This window comes from Pseudomonadota bacterium, assembly GCA_018823135.1.
Classification (GTDB): domain Bacteria; phylum Desulfobacterota; class Desulfobulbia; order Desulfobulbales; family CALZHT01; genus JAHJJF01.
The window spans coordinates 1-18,830 of record JAHJJF010000101.1 but is presented as its reverse complement, the minus strand read 5'-3'; the positions used below and the strand labels follow the sequence as shown (position 1 = coordinate 18,830).

Annotated in this window: 18 protein-coding genes; 14 read left to right on the top strand and 4 right to left on the bottom strand. The window is 47.6% G+C overall.

Annotated elements, in window-relative coordinates; genetic code table 11:
• The first annotated feature begins 61 nt into the window (after positions 1 to 61).
• The 10 genes from KKE17_11115 to KKE17_11070 all read left to right on the top strand — a co-directional run bounded on the left by KKE17_11115 (position 62) and on the right by KKE17_11070 (position 8,961).
• Positions 62 to 1,489: a sigma-54 dependent transcriptional regulator gene (locus KKE17_11115; GenBank protein ID MBU1710543.1), complete on the top strand. Its 1,428-nt coding sequence runs from the start codon at positions 62 to 64 to the stop codon at positions 1,487 to 1,489.
• Between the two features lie 377 nt (positions 1,490 to 1,866).
• On the top strand, positions 1,867 to 2,253 hold the full coding sequence (flgB, locus tag KKE17_11110) for a flagellar basal body rod protein FlgB (protein ID MBU1710542.1): 387 nt from the start codon (positions 1,867 to 1,869) through the stop codon (positions 2,251 to 2,253).
• Positions 2,254 to 2,259: 6 nt separating this feature from the next.
• Positions 2,260 to 2,694 (top strand): flagellar basal body rod protein FlgC, encoded by a 435-nt coding sequence (gene flgC / locus KKE17_11105; GenBank protein ID MBU1710541.1) that lies wholly within the window; start codon positions 2,260 to 2,262, stop codon positions 2,692 to 2,694.
• Between the two features lie 104 nt (positions 2,695 to 2,798).
• Entirely contained in the window at positions 2,799 to 3,095 is a 297-nt protein-coding gene (fliE, locus tag KKE17_11100; protein ID MBU1710540.1) for a flagellar hook-basal body complex protein FliE, read from the top strand.
• A gap of 77 nt (positions 3,096 to 3,172) precedes the next feature.
• Complete coding sequence (gene fliF / locus KKE17_11095; protein ID MBU1710539.1) at positions 3,173 to 4,789, top strand: flagellar M-ring protein FliF; 1,617 nt, start codon at positions 3,173 to 3,175, stop codon at positions 4,787 to 4,789.
• Positions 4,790 to 4,792: 3 nt separating this feature from the next.
• Positions 4,793 to 5,821 carry a flagellar motor switch protein FliG gene (gene fliG, locus KKE17_11090; GenBank protein MBU1710538.1) on the top strand — a complete coding sequence of 343 codons (1,029 nt, stop codon included), beginning with the start codon at positions 4,793 to 4,795 and terminating at the stop codon, positions 5,819 to 5,821.
• On the top strand, positions 5,808 to 6,566 hold the full coding sequence (locus KKE17_11085) for a hypothetical protein (protein MBU1710537.1): 759 nt from the start codon (positions 5,808 to 5,810) through the stop codon (positions 6,564 to 6,566). The genes fliG and KKE17_11085 overlap by 14 nt, the downstream gene beginning before the upstream one ends.
• A 54-nt stretch (positions 6,567 to 6,620) precedes the next feature.
• Positions 6,621 to 7,934 (top strand): FliI/YscN family ATPase, encoded by a 1,314-nt coding sequence (locus tag KKE17_11080; protein MBU1710536.1) that lies wholly within the window; start codon positions 6,621 to 6,623, stop codon positions 7,932 to 7,934.
• A 31-nt stretch (positions 7,935 to 7,965) separates the two neighbouring features.
• On the top strand, positions 7,966 to 8,412 hold the full coding sequence (fliJ, locus tag KKE17_11075) for a flagellar export protein FliJ (protein ID MBU1710535.1): 447 nt from the start codon (positions 7,966 to 7,968) through the stop codon (positions 8,410 to 8,412).
• Positions 8,413 to 8,445: 33 nt separating this feature from the next.
• Positions 8,446 to 8,961: a hypothetical protein gene (locus tag KKE17_11070; protein MBU1710534.1), complete on the top strand. Its 516-nt coding sequence runs from the start codon at positions 8,446 to 8,448 to the stop codon at positions 8,959 to 8,961.
• 331 nt (positions 8,962 to 9,292) lie between these two features.
• Here KKE17_11070 and arsB read toward each other — a convergent pair whose 3' ends face one another.
• Positions 9,293 to 10,426 carry an ACR3 family arsenite efflux transporter gene (arsB, locus tag KKE17_11065; GenBank protein MBU1710533.1) on the bottom strand — a complete coding sequence of 378 codons (1,134 nt, stop codon included), beginning with the start codon at positions 10,424 to 10,426 and terminating at the stop codon, positions 9,293 to 9,295.
• A gap of 455 nt (positions 10,427 to 10,881) precedes the next feature.
• Between arsB and KKE17_11060 the strand changes: the two genes are divergently transcribed.
• Positions 10,882 to 11,199, top strand: coding sequence for a hypothetical protein (locus KKE17_11060; GenBank protein ID MBU1710532.1), 318 nt, complete (start codon positions 10,882 to 10,884; stop codon positions 11,197 to 11,199).
• Between the two features lie 378 nt (positions 11,200 to 11,577).
• Here the strand turns inward: KKE17_11060 and KKE17_11055 are convergent, their stop codons facing one another.
• Entirely contained in the window at positions 11,578 to 11,763 is a 186-nt protein-coding gene (locus KKE17_11055) for a hypothetical protein (protein MBU1710531.1), read from the bottom strand.
• Between the two features lie 160 nt (positions 11,764 to 11,923).
• Between KKE17_11055 and KKE17_11050 the strand changes: the two genes are divergently transcribed.
• The 3 genes from KKE17_11050 (at position 11,924) to KKE17_11040 (ending at position 16,666) form a co-directional block, all read left to right on the top strand.
• Positions 11,924 to 13,573 (top strand): flagellar hook-length control protein FliK, encoded by a 1,650-nt coding sequence (locus KKE17_11050; GenBank protein MBU1710530.1) that lies wholly within the window; start codon positions 11,924 to 11,926, stop codon positions 13,571 to 13,573.
• Between the two features lie 18 nt (positions 13,574 to 13,591).
• Positions 13,592 to 14,257, top strand: coding sequence for a flagellar hook assembly protein FlgD (locus KKE17_11045; protein MBU1710529.1), 666 nt, complete (start codon positions 13,592 to 13,594; stop codon positions 14,255 to 14,257).
• A gap of 66 nt (positions 14,258 to 14,323) precedes the next feature.
• Entirely contained in the window at positions 14,324 to 16,666 is a 2,343-nt protein-coding gene (locus tag KKE17_11040; protein ID MBU1710528.1) for a flagellar hook-basal body complex protein, read from the top strand.
• Positions 16,667 to 16,881: 215 nt separating this feature from the next.
• Here the strand turns inward: KKE17_11040 and KKE17_11035 are convergent, their stop codons facing one another.
• Both KKE17_11035 and KKE17_11030 read right to left on the bottom strand, forming a co-directional pair.
• Positions 16,882 to 18,204 carry a hypothetical protein gene (locus tag KKE17_11035; GenBank protein MBU1710527.1) on the bottom strand — a complete coding sequence of 441 codons (1,323 nt, stop codon included), beginning with the start codon at positions 18,202 to 18,204 and terminating at the stop codon, positions 16,882 to 16,884.
• A 440-nt stretch (positions 18,205 to 18,644) separates the two neighbouring features.
• A partial coding sequence (locus KKE17_11030; protein MBU1710526.1) for a hypothetical protein occupies positions 18,645 to 18,830 on the bottom strand: 186 nt, incomplete at its 5' end.

The window sequence follows — 18,830 nt, the reverse complement described above, 5'->3', positions numbered from 1 at the left end:
CACATCACATTCGCTATCTCGTTGTCCCCCTCTAAGGTGATAAGGTTAATTCCCAAATCAAATGGCCGATCCTGCAAAAAAAATACTGGTTGTGGATGATGACCGGGAAATCCGCATCTTTCTTTTCGAGGTATTGAAAGGCGCCGGATATGATGTGGAGGTTGCCGAAGACGGCTTGATGGCTCTTGAGCTTATCGAGAGAAACACCCCGGATCTGGTAATTGCCGATATCCGGATGCCGCAAATGGACGGTATCAAGCTTTTACAGAAGATCAAAGCCAAAGCCCCTCAGCTCCCGGTGATGATTATCACCGGGTATGCCTCCATCGAAACGGCGGTTCAAGCCATGAAAGCCGGAGCCTTTGATTATATCATCAAACCTCTTGCCAGAGAGAGTGTCATTGAAAATGTCGTCCGGGTATTTGCTGCGGAAATTGAAATTCCGGATCAGGTTTTGCCGGAGTCCAGAAAGGCAATAAAGCGGCAGAAACGACCGATAATCGGCATGAATGAAAAGTTGCTGCAGATTCTTGCCAAAGCAAAGACCGTTGCTTCGAGCAAGGCCACGATACTTGTCTTGGGTGAGTCAGGAACCGGTAAGGAAGTTTTTGCCCGGTATATCCATAATGAAAGTGACAGGGCCAAGGGATCTTTTGTGGCGCTTAATTGTGCGGCATTACCTGAAGGACTTCTTGAGAGCGAATTGTTTGGCCATGAGAAGGGGGCGTTTACCGGGGCCATAGTGACAAAGAAAGGCAAGTTTGAGCTTGCCGACGGCGGCACATTATTGCTCGACGAGATCGGCGAAATCCCTCTTCATCTTCAGGCAAAACTCTTACGGGTTTTGCAGGAGGAAGAAATAGACAGACTTGGCGGGCAGGCACCCGTGAAAATTGATGTGCATGTTGTGGCCACCACCAACCGGTCTTTGCAGGATGCGGTCAAGGCAGGTGAGTTTCGCGAGGATCTTTTCTATCGATTGAATGTCATTCCCTTGCGCCTGCCTTCCTTAAGAGAGAGAAAGGATGATATCGAGCTTCTGGCCGAATATTTTATCGGGAAATTTTCCGCCCAATATAATAAGCCGACCAAGAAACTCTCAGCGAGATCTGTAGAGGTTTTTAAACAATATTCCTGGCCTGGGAATGTCCGGGAAATGGAGAACCTTATTGAAAGGGCTGTGCTTCTCGGCTTCAGTGAGGAGTTTGAGCCATGGGATTTCTGGGATGAGGAAGAACTCCGACAGGCAGGGGTTGCCGCAAGTGCGGCCGGCGGAATTCCAGTTAATCGTCAATCTGGAATTGCACAGAATTCCGGGAGTTCAAGTGAAGGGACGGCAAGCCTCAAAGACGTCGAGCGTCAAATGATCCTGCAGGCCCTTCACAAAACCGACAATAATCGGACACATGCTGCCAAAATGCTGGGCATCAGCGTCAGAACCCTGCGAAATAAATTACATGAATACAGAAGCCTGGGTACTATTGAGTAAGCCTGCCCCGTAGTACGTTTGTTTTCAGCCACTTTCCCCAGCCGATAAAATTAGTTAAAGATATTGATCCGTATAATTCGGGTTTGACCATTTTTTAAAAAATATATTTATTACAGTTAGTTATGCGTTTCTTGTGAGTTCTTCTATCTTTCTCCTTGCCGCGGCAGATCTTTTTCCTGACCAAAGATTTACTGGTTGCCGATGGGCCTTTCAGCTCGGTTTTTTTCCAAGAAAAATGTTCACTTTCGTAACAGTATATTGGTTTCGAACCAGAAGGACTTGCCGGATAGTCATGTATATTTTCCTGATGGCATTTAATTTGCAAGAAAAGTGATTGCGATTAACTCTGACATGCATAAAGACCCATGGAGGAATCTATGCCGATAGATAAATTATATGGCGGAACCCTGGCCTTGACCGCTAAAGCGCTTGATCTGAGAGCCGAGAAACAGGGACTTATTCAAACGAATATCGCCAATATGGAAACACCCGGGTATAAGACCCAGGATTTCTCTTTTGAAAAGGTAATGGCGAGTCTGATGACCGGTAAAGGCCATCTTGATAAAACCCATAAAAAACATATGGAACTCGATCCTATGGCACTGGAGAGAAGCCTGAGTGTCAGGTCTGAAGACAGGCCGGTTGATCTTGATGAAGAAATGCTTAAACTTTCTGAAAGTCAACTGATGTATCAGATCGGCACACAAATAATTGCTAAAAAATTCGATGCGTTACGTTATGTTATTGATGAGGGAGGTAAATAGTAAATCATGGATTTTATCACAGCAATGAAGATCAGTGGTTCGGCCCTTAAAGCTGAGCGGACAAGGATTAATATAGCTGCAATGAATCTTGCCAATGTCAACACGACAAGAACCCTTGAGGGCGGGCCATACAAGGCAAAATCCGTGGTTTTCGGTTCAAAACCTCTTGAAAACAGTTTTCAGGAAAAATTGAATTCTGCGGCGGCCAGTTTGCGTGAAGTCGAGGTGAGCGCCATTGTTGAGGATGATGCGCCTTTTAAGGAGGTGTACGATCCTTCGCATCCTGATGCCGATGAGAATGGCACGGTCAGACTTCCCAATGTGAACGCCACCGAGCAGATGGTGGATATCATGGAGGCGAAGCGGGCCTATGAGGCCAATGTCGCGGCCCTTGATGCGATAAAGAATATGGCGATGAAAGCGCTTGAGATCGGCCGCTAATCTGTGACCATTCAAAAATGGTTTTTTTGCTCGGTCATTGTGTTAATGCAAAGGACTGAGATACCGGTCTGTAACGTGTTAATTTTTAAAATCAGGGGGACTTAATGAATGACATAGGAATTAAACCGCTGACTGGCGCTGTAACTACTCAACCAGGGAAAGGCGTTTCCGGGGCAGGTGAATCAGGTTTCGGTGATATGCTCAAAAATTCCATAGATTCGGTGAATCAGAAGATGCAGGAGGCGGAGACCTCGGTCGCCGGTCTGGTGAGCGGTCAGCACTCAAATATTCATGAGACAATGATTGCCATGGAAAAGGCAAATATATCATTCAGGCTGATGACCAAGATCCAGAACAAGGTGGTAAACGCCTATCAGGAAATAATGAGATTGCAGCTCTAGCGGCAGGTGTAGTGCTTATCGTGCTACATGACCTATGCGGGCATAAAAAGTCATAATACATCGAAGAAGGAAAGACCATGGCAAATGCAAAAGAGATGCTCGAACAGATTGCAACGATATTCAAGGAGTTTTCAGTAACACAGAAAATAGCATTTGCTGTTATACTGGTCGTGGTTGTAGGCGGCTTGTACGCCCTGACGACGACCGGCGGCAATCTGCAGTATAAGGTGCTTTTCAGCGGTATGACCCAGGAGGATGCCAGTGACATCGTGGCCAAACTCCAGGAACAACGGCATCTATACAAACTCTCTAACAATGGTGCCACAATACTGGTTCCGGCCGACAAAGTCCTTGACATCAGGCTGGCTATGGCCGGAGAAGGACTGCCGAGAGGTGGTGGCGTGGGGTTTGAGATTTTTGATAAAACCAGTTTCGGGACAACCGATTTTGTTCATCGCCTAAATTATCAAAGAGCCCTGCAGGGAGAATTGGCAAGGACTATCCGTCAGTTCCAGCAGGTGGAAGAGGCCAGGGTGCATATCGCAGTTTCAAAGGAATCAGTCTTTATTGAAGATGAAAAACCGCCCAGCGCATCGGTCAGTGTGAAATTGCGTGGCCGGGAAAAACTTTCCCCCCATCAGATCCAAAGTATAGTCAACCTGGTTGCAAGCGCCGTGTCCGGGATGACCACGGACAATATAACTGTGGTCGATACCATGGGGAGGCTTCTGTATCGAAAGCAGGGGAATGAAGAAGGAGTTATTACGGCGAATCAGCTGGAATATCAGGTTAAAATAGAGGAATCGCTCCGGCAGAAAGTGGAGAGTATGCTTGAAGAAGTTGTGGGAATCGATCGGGTCCGTGCCGAAGTGACCGCTGAGATGGATTTTGACCGGATTGAATTGACCGAAGAGAATTTTGATCCGGAAACACAGGTTGTAAGGAGTGAGCAGCTTCAGGCTGAAGGTGATTCCAGAGGCGGTGCCGATGCCCAGGGAATACCTGGAGTCAAAGGAGATCTGGCCACTTATGCGGACAGTGGCGTGGCATCAGGGGGAAGTGCAAATTATAATCGAAATAATGTCACGCGCAATTATGAGATCAGTAAAGTAACCAGGCATATCAGGGAATCAGTCGGCAGTATTAAGAGACTTTCCGTCGCGGTAATGGTCGATGGGACATATGACAAGAAAAAAGATGATCAGGGTGATAATACTCTGCAATATAAGTCAAGAACCCCTGAAGAGATGCAGCGATTTGACAAACTGGTGAAAAATGCCATAGGCTATAATGAGGATCGTGAGGATAAGGTTGAGGTTGTAAATATGTCCTTTGCTCTTTCTTCAATTGTTGAACCTGAAGTGGATCCCATGGATAAATGGTGGGATATGGGTGAAAGATTTTCAATGCCGGCGTTTTATCTTATAATTGTGTTAGGTGTTTTTCTTCTGGTGTTGAGGCCTCTTTTGAGGATATTGACAAGCGGCCCGGTTGCAAGGGCGACAAGACCGTTGACCGGACAGAGGTTTGCAGCGGTTGTCGGAGGGGCGCCTGGTGAAGAAATGGAGGAGGAAGAGGATCTCACCCTGCATCCAAAAGGAATGACCGACAAGGAAAAAATATACCGTCTGGCGCAAAGTGATCCTGACCGGGCGGCAGACCTGGTACGGCGGTGGTTGCGAGAAGAGGCTTAATTCATGGCAAAATCAAAAAAACGAGAAGGACCGTCAGAAAATCTAACCGGGCCTGAAAAGGCGGCAATATTCATGTTGACCGTCGGTGAGGAGTTCAGTTCCCAGGTTTTCAAGCGGCTTGACCCGGACGAGATAAAAAGCGTCGGTCGGCAGATGGCCAAGGTCGACAAGGTTGACAAGGAAGATATCGCTTCGCTGTTGAGTGAATTCAAGATGGACGCCGGTGATCACGACATTTTTCTATCCGGCGATGATCTGCTCGAAACCGCCTTGAAACGGGCATTGAGTTCAGATAAGGCTAACCAGCTTCTTGATGAAATCCGTTCAGACTGGAAACTGACCCTTTTTCAAAAAGCAAGAAAGCTCGAACCCCAGGTGCTGGTCAATTTTCTCCGGAATGAACATCCGCAAACCATTGCCTTGCTGCTGGCTGTGCTGGATAAAACCCAGGCTGCTGAAATTCTCAAGGAATTCAAAGAAGACGTTCAGATTGAAGTGGTCATCCGCATGGCGGAGCTTGACAAGGTGAGCCCTGAGATTCTTGTTGACCTCGACCGGGTTCTTCAGGAAGAGCTGCTGTCGGTGGAGGGCATGGAAGGACAGCGACTGGGCGGGGTTGAGGCTGTCGCCGAAATGCTGAACAATGCCGATCGAGCCCTTGAGGCTCTGATACTTGAAGGCGTTGAGGAACAGCGGGAAAGCCTTGCCGATGAAATTCGCAAGCTGATGTTTGTTTTTGAGGATCTTGTGACCCTGGATGATCGGGGCATCATGGCGATTCTCAAAGAAGTGAGCACCGACGATCTTAAACTCGCGCTGAAAACCGCCTCTGAAGACCTGGCGAAACTTATATTCAAGAACATGTCTTCCCGTGCTGTTGAAATGTTGAAAGAAGACATGGAGATCATGGGTCCGGTGCGGGTCAAGGATGTTGAAGGCGCGCAGCAGTCAATCATAAAAGTCGCCAAACGCCTTGAACAGGAAGGGAAAATCCACCTGATACAGGGTGGTGGAGAAGATGAATTTGTCTAAGGTATTCAAGGTGCATAACGGGGTTGGTAAACAGGACGGACCACAATCATCTGTCGGCGGCTTAGACCTTACGGAAACGGAATTTCTTTCTTATGAAGCCCTCTGGCAGCTTACCGAAGAAAAATACGGCCCCACCGGAGATGAGGGGAGCGAGTTTGCCATTGCCCTACGGAATGCGGATGCAATCATCCAGAAGGCTCAGGATGACGCCGCCCGCATCGAGGAAGAAGCTTACAACAAGGGGTATGATCGTGGGCAGCGTGAGGCATCCGCGGCCGGTAAAAAAAATATTACCCAGGTCATGCAGCAATATGATCTGCTGCTTGCGGCGATCAGAGACCAGCAGTCGGTAATCATAAAAAAATACGAACAAGATACACTCCATGTCATAAAAGCCATGGTCAATAAGCTGGTTAATCACGAGGTTTCAGTCAATTCGAGGGTAATCAAGGCAATTCTGCAGCAGGCAATGGAAAACGTCATTGAAAATTCAACGGTTAAAGTCCATCTGAACAAAGAGGATTTTGCGCGGATCAAGGAAGCCGGGCTTTCTGATCCTGCTTTTCTGGAAGGCGCAAACCGGGTTCATCTTATTGAGGACCCAAATGTTTCAATGGGCGGATGTCTTCTGGAAACGGGTTTCGGGGAGATTGATGCGACCCTTGAAAATCGCAACGCGTTGATTTTCAAGGCCATTGACCAGGCTTTTCTCGTTGCCCTTTCTCAGGATCATCCCGATGATTGATCTGCAGCGGCGGGAAAGTACTGTCGCAGATCAACAGGAAAACAGGTTTTATTGATGAATTTGGCAACATGTATAGAGGCACTGGATAAAACATCACTGATGACGGTTCAGGGCCGGGTCAGCCAGGTTATCGGTATGGTTATCGAAAGCCTTGGACCGGGTATACCGGTGGGCAGTGTCTGCGAGGTAGAAGTCTATCGGGGTCGCGGCAGTATCCTTGCGGAAGTGGTGGGTTTCAGGGAGGGTCGTGTCCTGTTGATGCCCCTTGGTGAGATGCGCGGTATTGAACCGGGCAGCGCCATTCGTCTGGTCAGCGGCCAGGCCACTATGCCGGTTGCGGAATCTCTGTTGGGGAGGGTTATTGACGGTCTTGGAAATCCCATGGACGGCAAAGGTCCTCTGGAGCAGGGAATTTCCTACCCGTTATATGCTGAACCACTGAATCCCATGCAGCGTGAGCGTATTGTCGAGCCGGTGGATGTGGGAATCCGTTCGGTTAATGGTCTGTTGACCCTTGGCAAGGGGCAACGTATTGGGATTCTGGCTGGTTCAGGTGTCGGCAAGAGCACAATGCTTGGCATGGTGGCACGTCATACAGCTGCAGATGTCAGCGTCATTGCGCTGATCGGCGAGCGTGGTCGGGAGTTGCGGGATTTTATCGAACGTGATCTTGGCCCTGAAGGTCTGGCAAGGTCGGTGGTGGTGGTGGCGACATCGGATCAATCACCTCTGGTGCGTATGCGCGGCGCCTACCTTGCAATGGCGGTTTCCGAGTTTTTTCGCGACCGCGGCAGGGATGTTGTTCTGATGATGGATTCCGTGACCCGTTTTGCCATGTCTTCCAGAGAAGTAGGCCTTGCAATCGGCGAACCGCCTACCTCAAGAGGATATACTCCTTCGGTCTTTGCCCAGTTACCCAAGCTTCTTGAGAGAGCCGGGAACTGTGTCGGCAAGGGAAGCATCACCGGCATTTACAGCGTCCTGGTGGAGGGCGATGATATGAATGAGCCCATTGCCGATGCGGTTCGTTCCATAGTGGACGGGCATATTATTCTCAGTCGCGATCTGGCAAACCAGGGACATTATCCTGCTGTTGATATTCTGGGGAGTATCAGCAGGTGCATGAGTGATGTTGTTGCCAAAAAGCAGGTGAAAATGGCCCAGCGTTTCCTGGAGACCATGTCCGCATACAGACGGGCGGAGGACCTTATTAATATCGGTGCGTATGTGAACGGCAGCAACCCGAAAATTGATTATGCAATTAAGATGATAGACCGCATGAATGCGTTTCTGCGGCAGGAAGTTGATGAAAAGGTGCCGTTGAAGCAGTGCGCTGAGCGGCTCGCGGGGCTTTTTGAAGCGGCATAGATTTTATTGACTCGGGAATCGGGATATTTATATGGGGTATACATACAAACTCGAAGCCCTGCTTACATTCCGGCGGAATCTTGAGGAGCAATCCCAGCAATTATTGGCCCGGGAATTGTTACTGCTTGAAAATCATAAGCATAAGCTCCAGGAATTAAAAGACGCCAGGACGCAGTTGATTGCGGATTTTGAAGAACGTAAGAAAATGACCATGACCTCGTATTTTTTTTCTTTTTATATGGATGGAATCAGCAATAAGGAACGGGAAGTTATTCGGCAGGAGCGGGTAATTCAAGCGCAGGCAAAAGTCTTTGAACTGGCGAGGCTGAAACTGCTTGAAAAAGTCAAATCAAGAAAGGTCATCGAAAAGGCGAGGGAAAAAGATTACAGCAGGTACCTCAAAGAACTTTTAAGCAAAGAGCAAAAGGAAGGCGATGAAGCGGTTCTCCTTCGTTACGGGAGAAAGGGCCATGCTTAAGTTATTAGTGCCAGAAATAAACCGGAGACGCCCATGGTAGATTTATTTAAGAAAATAAGCAGCGGAATGCCGGGTAATTGTCTGGGATTGATAATGATTATCTGTCTGTTATTCCCGGCCGGGGTCGGATCAAAGGAAAAAAAACCTGTTCAGATTGCACCGGGGGAGATTGAGTTTGCCGAATCACTCAAAATCCGGCAAGCCGATCTTCAGAAAAGAGAAGATCTCCTCGCTCAACATCAAAAAGAATATGAGGCACTCAAGATAGAAGTGGATGGGAAACTTGTAAGCCTTACCGAACTGCAGGATAAGATTCAGAGAAAGCTGGATGAATTGACGGTTGTAAAAGACAAGCAGTTCAAAAACCTTGTGAAGGTTTACAGTGCCATGAGCGTTTCAAAAGTCGCGCCGCTGCTCAATAAAATGGATGACGATACGGTGGTGATGATTCTCCGGTCGATGAAATCCGACACCGTGGCGAAACTCCTGCCCAAATTCGATCAGGAAAAAGCGGTACGCGTCAGCAAACAACTCGGCTTGATCGAATGAACTCGGCCACCGAGTGGTTGATAAAACTGTAAGACTCTCCAGCAGCATTGATTCGGATAAAAAGTACAAACAGGCAGTATTTTTTTTGGTTTTGAAAAACATTTTTTAAGCCTTAAGAGCACTCATTGCCCAGCGTTTTTTTTATCAGATTCAGGGTTAACATCTGACTTATTCTTTCATATAGCCCCTCCCCTCATATTTGTCAGTTTACAAGACATCCATTTTCCTTTATGGCTCTCAGCAGTTTTCTCCCTGATCAGTTCGAAATTCGGCACTGGCGCAACTGGTCGCAAAGATTTTATAAATCAGCTGATAATTCTTAAGAACCATATTATTTATTGCGTTTTGAATGTGCTACCGGGTGGTTTTTTTGGGGCTCACAGCTGAGATGACAGACTCCGGCGGGTGTTTCTTTGGCAAAGGGAAAATATTTCTTTTTAAACCAGAAGGCAACACTGACAAGGGAGATGAGCACCGGCACTTCGACGAGAGGGCCGATAACCGCTGCAAAGGCCTGGCCGGAATCTATGCCGAAGACGGCGATGGCCACGGCAATGGCCAGTTCAAAATTATTGGAAGCGGCAGTAAAGCTCAAAGTCGTTGACTGCTCGTAGGTGGCGCCGACTTTTATGGACATGAAGAAGGAGAGCATAAACATGACCAGAAAATAGATAGTCAACGGGATGGCTATCTTTATGACGTCAAAGGGTAATTGCACGATATATTCACCCTTGAGGGAAAACATCACAAGAATGGTGAAAAGCAGGAAAACAAAGGTCAACGGGCTGATTTTCGGCAGAAGTTTTTCCTGATACCATTCCTCTCCCATGGTTTTGACGCCCACAAATCGTGTGAAAATTCCGCCCAGGAATGGAATACCCAGGTAAATGAATACCGACATGGCGATCTCTTTCATGGAAATATCGACAATCGCTCCTTCCAGGCCCAGCCAACCCGGCACAATCGTAATAAAAATCCATGCATATAAAGAGAAGAAAAGCACCTGAAAGATGGAATTGAAGGCGACAAGGCCTGCACAATATTCGCGGTCGCCCTCTGCCAGATCGTTCCAGACAATGACCATTGCTATGCAGCGGGCAAGTCCGATAAGGATCAGGCCCACCATGTATTCATGATGATCGGACAAAAAAATGACCGCAAGTCCGAACATGAGGACAGGGCCGATGAGCCAGTTCTGAACAAGAGAGAGCGCGAGGACTCTTGTATTGCGGAATACCTCATGGAGTTTTTCATACCGTACCTTGGCCAACGGAGGATACATCATCAAGATCAAACCGAAGGCGATTGGAAGGTTTGTTGTGCCAACCTGAAAGGAATTTATTATATCTTTGATTCCTGGATAAAAATAGCCGCCCATTACCCCGATAAACATTGCAAGAAAAATCCAAAGGGTAAGAAACCGGTCAAGAAAGGAAAGTGTTTTTTTAGAAACAGTCATGGTCATTTCGTGATTATTTTAATATTTGAAGGCCTGGTCCTCTGGTCCCGAATATTAACCGATCGTCTGGTAATAATGGACTATTACTGACAATATATCCGCCTGGAAGGATATGTTCAAAGCTTATTTAAATAATTCACGGACGCAAAATTTGCGGGGAAGAGACTTACCCAAGGGACAGGCGAGAAAAATGGGTGTTTTATAATTCGAGGAAATACTTAGAATGTGTTTGACATGCCGTACTCATTTTTGATACCCTTTTGATTTAAAGCTGATAATTTATGAATGTTTAACCCGCTGTTCAATTGTATTATTTTTGGTCGTATTTTTTGCGGGATTAATTGTAAAAGAGTTTACTAAATATAAAAAATACGGGTGATGTCATGAAAGCGATGATGCGGAGAAGCGCGACGATTTTCAGTGTAATCTTAATTGTATCATTTTTAACGGGTTGTGCCTCAATGCAATCCGCGAAGAACGACACGTCTGCAAAAGATGCCAAACCGGATGTCACCTATGGGTACACCCCCAAACCCCCTACCTGTGCCGAACTGGTAAAAATGCTTAATGGCAAGAGCGCTGAAGAAAAGGTGGCATTGAGCATGTCGGTCAGCCCTACTCCTGACGAACAATGCGGAAAGCTCGCTTATGAGCTGGGAATGGCGCATTATAAGCTCGGCGATAAAAGGAATTCCCGTGAGCAATTCGAGAAAGCAATGCAGGATGAAAAGTATCAGGCAAAGGCTTATGCCTGGGTTAATTCCCTGGGCGAGAGATGATCCGGAATTTTTTTAGAGAGTCCCTGAAAAGCAGAGCCTGAGCGCTCTGTTTTTTTTTGTGAAGAGTCACTTCTTTTTGTACATCCCTGTTTTTCCTCTTTCGATTTCATGCCGCTCCGGCAACCCGGGTTATATCCAGTAGATCCTCATGAAGATAGGCCGGCGCTACGGGTAATCAGTCATGCGCTTATCTGCTGTGGGTTCCAATTGAAACAGAATAATCTAAGGGAATAAATCATAGGATTAAACGGTCTTTTTTCAGATAAGGCAAAAACTTCTTATCCGGGATATGATTTGCAGGCAATAATTTCCCACTTGGCCTGTTTGCGGTATAAGCATGGTCCTGCAGAAAGATAGAATTGAAAAATATCTCAAGGATTATTTCAAAAATAATTCCTGCCGGATTCCCATCATTGTTTCTCCGATGTGTCCTCGCTCCTCATCATACGTAATAGCTGCCCTTAGCGCGGTGTTAGCCTTTTGCACGGTTTTTGTTTTTCGCTGATCGGGCGAATCAGAAAAAGCTTCCCGGTTCATTCCGATGGCAATAAATGAATCTGGCATAGTGTTTGCACAAAGGCTTATCAGGTGCGTGTTTTATGAGGCAATACTGGATGGGGACCATATACAGGAGAATCTGCAAGTGAATACTTTGATGAATCCGATAGCGTGTATCACAAATTCCACACCGGCAACAACGCAGGGAAAGGGGGCGAAGACGTCCGTGACTTCATTCCTGCAATACATGCAAGCCAAAAAAACTACGGAATCCAATAAGAGTCTCCTGGGTGTTTCCGATAATAAAGCGGCAAATGAGGCCGGTTTGCCGGTGGGAGCAAATGCCGGGGGTGGTTTCGATACATCACAGCAAAACTTATCAGGGATTGCAGGGATTCTCGGTAATCTCGTCAGGGTTCTTGAAGAGGCGGTCAGCGAGGTCGGGACCGAACCCGGTGAATGGATTTTCAATCTCCCGGATACCTCTCTCATTGAAAAAATATGCCTTGGGGCCGGGATGACAAAAGAAGAGACAGCCGTGTTACTCCAGAATCTTGAAGAAAATAACGGCAACATCGGTCTTGAGGATTTCCTTGGCGACCTGAAGATGTATTTTGAACGACTTGCCAAGGTTAAAACTGTGACGGTCCCAGAAACAGACCTGCCTTTGCTTGAGGCAATACTCAACAAGATGGGCGTTGATATCGAAGAAATCCAGAAAATTTCAGAATACGCGGTAAACGGCGATGATCAGGTTGACCTGGCGCTTTTCCTTGAAGGGCTGATAAATGCTGAAAAAGCTTCCGGGCAGAAACTGCAGGCTATTTCTCTTACTCCATGGGAAGCCGAACAATTGCAGGATATCCTCTCCCGTGCCGGGGTGAGTGAATATCTCCAGAATGCAATGTTCAGTGAGGGCGAGAATCAGCAGATTCTTTTCGGGATGGAGCGTCTCAAGGCAATGCTGACCAACGGAGTCGCTGAAGTTGAGTCAAGCCGCAAACAGGCGGATGTGCCTGTTTTCATGAACAATCTTTTCGATCTTCTTGCCCAGGCCGGGTTTGATAATAAATCCGGAGGCTGGTCGCCGGTGGTATTGGACTCCATCGGTTCCGCATATAAGGAACTTCTGGTTGCAGTGGATAAATCCACCGTACAGATCAAGAATATAAAAGGCGATATGCCTTCCACCGAGGAATTCTTCTTTGATGAGGCGGTACAGCCCTGGTTTTCAGAAATTGAAGACGGAAGCATAGATTTAAAACTGCTGCCGAAGAATAAAAGCCTTGAAGGATTTAAAACAGGCGCATTCCTTAAGGATCAGGAAACTATCACCAACACCGGTGCCAAGACGGATTTCATCGCGCAGGGTGCCAATTCTCTTCAGCAAGGCTTTGCCGGAGTTGTTGATGAGCCGGAAATCATCCTGCCGCAGACACGACTTTCATCATCATTTCAACAGCAGGTATATCAGCAGTTAACCGAAAGTGTTTCCCGTGGGTTGAAGAATAACGAACACCATCTGGTTCTCAAACTGTATCCGCCGGAGCTTGGCGAAGTGAAGGTTGATCTCTTTATCCGGGATGAAAAAGTTTCGGTGTCGTTCAACATGGAAAATAACAAGGTCAAGCAGATCATGGAGAACAATATGGAGCAGTTCCGCAGCGATATGGAACAGCGCGGTTTTGACCTGGAAGATTGCAATGTTTCAGTGGGTCAACATGATACGCCGGAAGATGCCAAGCGCCACGAACTTGCATGGCATGGTACGCGGGCGGGACAATTTGAAAACCTCTCCGACCTTCCGGAAGACGTGCTTTATCTCAGGGCACAGCAGCTTCTTGAAAGAGAAGGCGGGGTCAGTCTTTTTGTTTAATCGTCAAGGAGAAAAATAATGGCAATAACAAGCATAAACGCTTCGGCGTACGTTCCGGAGTCCGACCCGTTTCCGGTGGTCGGCAAAAAAGAATTGAATCGCCAGGATTTCATGACGCTGTTCATTACGCAGCTGCAGTATCAGGATCCGATGAAACCCATGGACAGCTATGAAATGGCTTCGCAGCTTGCGCAGTTCAGCACCATGGATTCCACCATGCAGATGACTGAAACCATGGAGGAGCTTCTGGCCTACCAGACATCCCAGAATAACTTGCAGCTCTTGACCCTGCTTGACAGCGAGGTTCAGGCCAGCGGCAATATGATCGGCGTCAATGAGGGTGGCACAACGGTAACTGAATTCATCATACCGGATGTAACCAGTGACTGCCGGGTGGAGATTTACGATGCAGCAGACCACCAGGTCAGGGTTATTGACATGGGAGCGATTTCAGCCGGCACCTATGAGCTTGACTGGGATACCAAGGATCAGCGTGGTGACCAGGTTCCTGACGGCGCCTATTATTACAAAGTGAAAGCATTGAACGTCGCAGGAAATAATATGGAAGCGGATTATCGCAGCACCGGCAGGGTGACCGGGATTGAATTCGAATCCGGCCAGGCACTGCTGACAGTCAACGGTTACGTAAATCTCAGCGTCGCTGAGGTTCTAAAAGTCAATTAACGGATTGTAAAAAAGAGCTGGACAGTTAATAAACAGCCGCATGCAAGAATAAAGGAGGAATAAATCATGGGTATATCGAGCTCATTATACTCGAGCATCAGTGGTCTTAACACAATGGGTAATGCCATGTCGGTTCTGGGCGACAACGTGGCGAATGTAAACACAATTGCCTTTAAATCCAGTCGCGCGACCTTTCAGGATGTCCTTTCGCAGTCGGTTTCAACGGCGTCCGGCGCAGCCCAGGTTGGCCGCGGTGTAACCCTGAGTACGGTTGACGGTCTTTTTGCCCAGGGTTCTTTTGAGAGTTCCTCGACGCCCACGGATATGGCAATCGGCGGCCAGGGGTTTTTCATGCTCCGCGGACCCGAGAGTAATGAGGCTGACAATTACACCCGGGCCGGTGAGTTCAGGTTTGATCAGGAAGGTCACCTGGTGAATCCCAAAGGGTATTTTGTGCAGGGATGGAGCATCGCTTCCAACACCGGCAACCGCCAGGGCACCATCGGCGATATCACCATCGGCAAGAGCACTCCGCCGGTTGCAACCACCGATATTGAGGTTATCGTCAATGTCGACTCGCGGCAGCAGAACGAGACCACCGAGGTCAGGCTTTTTGATGCCTGGGACGGCAGAAACGCTGCAGCGGTCAATCCAACTGATCCCATTGATAGCGCCAATTATGAATATACCAGTGCGATTAAAATATATGATACAGTGGGCGCAAGTCATGACGTAACCATTTATTTTGACCGGACCACCAATGATAATGAATGGGAATTTCTGGTGACCTGCGACCCTTCAGAGGACCAGCGGTATCTGGATGCAGCGGACCAGACGGTTTATGCGCCTAATCTGCGCTATGATTACGCGGACCATAAAGGCGCCGGCGCCTTGATGTACGGCATCATCAATTTCAGCACTTCCGGTGATATTGACAGGATAGACGCATTCTCAGTGCCACCTGATGCCGAAGTTGATCCGTCATTAAATGATAACCGTATGGTGCTGGGCTCCTCGGAGAGCTATTTCAGCTTTCCGACAAATTTTACCGGTGACACGATCAATCAGGGGGTGACGATTAATTTAGGGGCGCGGTTCAGCGGCTCTCCCACAAATCTGACCCAGGTGGTTGTGAGTGACCTGGGCGCATACTCTGATCCGGCGGCAACAACCCGTATCACTTCGGAGACGTTTTTATCAAGTGTTTACGATTCAAACGGCAATGCCATTGCCAATGGTGACGTGTTTACCTTTGCCGGATTTCAGCACGACGGCACCAGGGCCACGACCCTGGTCTATACGGTAGCTAATGCCAACACCACAAAAGTTCAGGATATCCTGGATCAGCTGGAAACGACTTTTACCTGCACAGCCAGTATTGATGCAACCGGCAAGTTGCGGATTACCGACCAGCAGGGCGGTGACAGCGGCATGTACATCAGCAGTTTTACTAATACAAGCGCCGCCAATCCCTGGGGCACCCAAATAAATTATACAACCTCAAAGCGTAAGATAGTTTCCACTGAACGCGCCGTGCAGACAGCTACCGACACGGTTCCGGTCATCAGCGGTCTCAGTACCTGGGCCAACGTCTATGATACTGCGGGCAACCCGGTGGTTGTCGGTAATACCTTTCAGTTTGCCGGCACTGCAACCGATGGAACCACCATTGCAGGTGCGGCGGGTTTGTTCGATAGCGCAGTGGCAGCAGATTCGCCAAACGGCACGGTTCAGGATATGCTGGATTGGCTGGAGTCGACGTTCCTCTGTGAAGCGGAAATCGACAATGCCGGGCGTTTGGTGCTTACCGACAGAGTTGCCGATACCTCAGCGGTGACAAGTCCCCTTGATATTGCTTCCATCGCCTATAGTGGCGCTGGTGCTCCGTTTGGCTTGGCACAGTTTGATATCCTTGCCGGCGACACCGGCGGTGAGGACGGCAGTCGCCAGGGTGATGAAGTAACCTCTGAATTTGATGCCGAGGCTCTTGCCTCCACTCAGTATGCAAACTCTTCCACGACGATCTTTCAGGATCAGGATGGTTTTGCCTCAGGGTTCCTCCAGTCGGTATCCGTAGATACTGAAGGAGTCATTACCGGGCATTATTCCAACGGCCAGGTTTTGAAAAAGGCACAGGTTGCTCTTGCAACATTCAATAATCTTGCGGGATTGTTCAAGGAGGGCGGTAACGTCTTCAGGGAAACAACCGATTCCGGCGCTCCGATAACCGGCGCGCCGGGAACCAACGGTCTGGGATCCATTGCACCCAATGCCCTTGAGCAGTCAAACGTTGATATCGGCACCGAGTTCGTAAAACTGATCACCACCCAGAGGGGTTTTCAGGCAAACTCGAAAATTATTTCCACAACCGATGAGATGCTTGCCGATCTGATCAATATCAAACGTTAATAACAATCAAATATACAGTGCATAAAAAAGCCGGAGGTTTTACAGCCTCCGGCTTTTTTTATGCTTATTACGCACTTGCTGTTTTAATGTCAGCGTATCAAGTCGAACCCTTGATTCTGACTCAGGTTGCTTCACCCAAGTCGATTGGATCGTAGTTGCGCTGCGGGCGCAAACTGCCCGTCTGAGAGGAAATGCTCCTCCATTTTTTAGTTGAATTATGTGATCAGGTTTTGTTTCTGTAATGGCATGTCTGTCGGCGAATTGTTTCTTTGGCCACCATCTATGATATTGTTTAATCCCATGATCATGTCCATCATGGTATCGGCCTGGGCATTCAACTCTTCAGACGCTGAAGCTGATTCTTCAGCAATGGCAGAGTTTTGTTGAGTTATGCTATCCATCTGGGTGACGGCTGTATGGATTTGGCTTAACCCCTGCGCCTGCTCGTTGGAGGCGGTGGCGATTTCACTTATCAGGCTCCCGACCTTGGTACTGTTATCTGCAACTTCTTTAAATGCTTCAATTGCCCTTAGCACAATTTTTGTGCCGTTCGCTACTTTCTGGACCGTACCGTCTATCAATTCGGAAGTGTTTTTTGCAGCATCTGCGGCCCGCATGGCAAGATTCCGTACCTCGTCTGCCACCACCGCAAATCCTGCTCCTGCCTCTCCGGCTCTTGCCGCTTCTACGGCAGCATTCAAGGCCAGCAGGTTGGTCTGGAAGGCAATTTCATCAATGGTTTTGACAATCCTTGAAGTCTCTTCACTGGCAGTTGAAATCTCTCTCATGGAAGTATTCATCTCTGCCATGGAGGTGTCAGCGGTTTTGATGACCGTCAAAGTCGTTTTCATCAGGTTATCAGCCTGATTGGCATTATCAGAATTCTGCTTGGTCATAGAAGACATTTCTTCCATGGAGGCAGAAGTTTCTTCAAGGGCTGCTGCATGTTCCGATGCGCCGTTTGCCAAGCTCTGACTGGAGGACGATACCTGGCCTGCAGCGTCGGAAACCTGCTCTGCGCCGGAAGTAAGGCCATTGATTGCAAACCTGATTGGTTTGGTTATGGATTGGACTATTAACCAGGTGCCTAAAATGCAGAAGGAAATACTGATAATCCCGATAATAATGTTAAATCGTTGAAGTTTATCCACCGCGGCTTTTACTAACTCAAGAGCGGAAGCTCCCTGTAACCCCTGTTCCTGGATCAGAGGATCAAATGCCTCGGAAAGTGTTGCGGCAGCATGGTCAAAACTGGCCATCAGCTTATTGCCGCCTTGAGGGCCAATTTCAACATAGGCTTTCGCCATATTTTTTCCGGTTATATAATATTCGTTAAATGCCTTTTCGATATTGTTGATGATTTGTGTGTTCTTGTCATCTTGTTTGCTGGCATAAAGTTTTTTAAATCTATCAAGTCCTGTAATGAATAATTGTTGGCTTTTTTCTGCTTCGCTGAAACCGTCGTCAAGTCCATCCAGGCCACGGGTGGCGGAAATATCTGTCAACCATTGTTGGACCTGAACAATATTCAATTTCATGCTTTGTGCCAGCAGAGCATATTCGAAGCTTTCCTGACTGGAATTCTGGGCGTTTTTCACATTCTCCTTCACACTGGTTATAGCAAAATATGACCCGATAATAATTACTATAATAGCAATAACTGGAACGGTGAAACCAAGGATCAGTTTGGAAGACAGTTTAAGATTTTTTAGCAAGAGGTTCTCCTTTTTAGAAAAAATGTATTTTGATTATATCATATCCCTACACAATTGTGTCAAGCGTTTTTGTTTCCATTAATGCTCTTTAACTCCATGAAATTAATAGGGAAACCATGTGTTGCTGTATCGGTGTTTTAGGGTTGTTGGGTTTATAAACTCAACTGACCCGACCTGATTGCCACCCAGTGGGGTTTTCTGGCAATTTCGAAAAAAATTTCCACAACCGATCAAATGCTTGTCGATCTGATCAACATCAAACGTTAATAACAATCAAATATACAGTGCATAAAAAAGCCGGAGGTTTTACAGCCTCCGGCTTTTTTATGCTTATTACGCACTTGCTGTTTTAATGTCAGCGTATCAAGTCGAACCCTTGATTCTGACTCAGGTTGCTTCACCCAAGTCAATTGGATCGTAGTTGCGCTGCGGGCGCAAACTGCCCGTCT